The sequence below is a fragment of the Candidatus Nitrotoga sp. 1052 genome (genome assembly GCF_927312905.1).
Taxonomy (GTDB): Bacteria; Pseudomonadota; Gammaproteobacteria; order Burkholderiales; family Gallionellaceae; genus Nitrotoga.
In genome coordinates, this window is sequence record NZ_CAKMHQ010000083.1 from 1 (window position 1) to 1,363 (window position 1,363).

Annotated in this window: 2 protein-coding genes; one reads left to right on the forward strand and one right to left on the reverse strand. The window is 49.2% G+C overall.

What is annotated here, in order from left to right; genetic code table 11:
• Nucleotides 1–132: 132 nt before the first annotated feature.
• A complete protein-coding gene (locus MJ768_RS13925; RefSeq protein ID WP_239292575.1) occupies nucleotides 133–675 on the reverse strand; it encodes an Lcl C-terminal domain-containing protein in 543 nt (180 codons plus the stop codon).
• A 249-nt stretch (nucleotides 676–924) separates the two neighbouring features.
• Here MJ768_RS13925 and MJ768_RS13930 point away from each other — a divergent pair.
• The coding region (locus MJ768_RS13930) for a helix-turn-helix domain-containing protein (RefSeq protein WP_239292576.1) at nucleotides 925–1,363 on the forward strand (439 nt) is incomplete at its 3' end.

Here is a 1,363-nt window from a genome sequence, read left to right on the forward strand (position 1 = left end):
CCGGCAATACCAGGTGGCTGGCAGAATTAACGGGTAGCCCGACAGGCTGCTAGCCAGATCTTTGGCACGGCAGTGTGTAAGCGCTTCTTAAATAACGCTTTGCCTTATCTTTACTTCCAGCGCTAGGGCTCATCATGGATAAACCGAATTTTCCACAGCCCCTGTAGCATCAATGGGAACGGCGAATTGTCCCGTACGCACTAATCTTACTCGACCGCTATCTCCGCGTTGGTGGAAATCCACTTTGCCATCGTAAAAACTGACACCCCAAGCAAAGGACGAGTTATCCTTCGCAGGTTCAATCGACCAGAAATGTGCAGCTGGTGTTGGCCATTTCATAGGAAAGACGACCGTATTAATCGCCGGATTTCTGACGCTTGTATCTACAATGCTTGACAGTTCATTTGCAAAGGGCAGACGCCAAGCTTTACCTGTGGACATCGCTTCGTGTTTAGCCAAGGCTAGTGCTTGATCCCAAGTATAAGCCGCTGCGATCCCAGTACAGCCAGTGGTACTGGTTATCATGCCTTCAGGACATCGCCGCCAGATTCGGCCAGTCTTGTTGTCAGTGACTTCGCTGCCATCCGCTGAGATGTCGAATCGGGTCGGGATTGCCACATCAGGGTTGTCCGGTTCGGCCTGAATGTCGCTCGGCAGGGGGGGGGTAGTTTTCATGATAATGGTCTCCGTGTAGGTTGATTGGGATAGCTTGAGTGTTTCATAAATTTGCGTGATGATCGCGCATAATTTGTTTATAAAAAAATTTTTTGCAATGACAATGAGTAGTGTATTTATTGATTACTATCAATAAATAGTATTTTATAAGGCGGATTCAACTCTGAAGTGCAACTTTTGTAAGTGAATTTAGGTGGCGAGCTGCGTTAATATCGGAGCCACTTAAACGACCAAGTAAAAGGAGCACAGATGAAGCAATATAAGCAGCTCACCAGCGAGGTACGATACCAGATTTACGGGCTGAAACAAGCGGGTTTGAATCAAACTCGGATTGCCCAAAAGATAGGCGTGGACAAGTCGACGATTTCACGTGAGTTTAAGCGTAACGAGGGCAAATGCGGCTGGCGGCCAAAGCAGGCGCAGTCATTACGTGATGAGCGCCGACAAACCTGTACGAATGGCAAGTGCTTCTCATCGGATGAATGGGCGGAAGTCAAGCGGTTGATTCAGGAAGACCTCAGCCCGGAACAGGCCGCAAATCGGCTTAAGTTGGAAGGCGGCTTGCAGATTAGCCACGAGATCATCTACCAACACATTTACGCGGACAAACGAAATGGCGGAGGCCTGCACCAACATTTGCGCAGCCAGAAACCGCGCCGCAAGCGTTATGCAAGCGGGCAAGAACGAC

Excerpts from the sequence above, each read along its gene's own strand:
- MJ768_RS13925 (WP_239292575.1), bottom strand. The coding sequence starts at position 675 with ATGAAAACTACCCCCCCCCTGCCGAGCGACATTCAGGCCGAACCGGAC.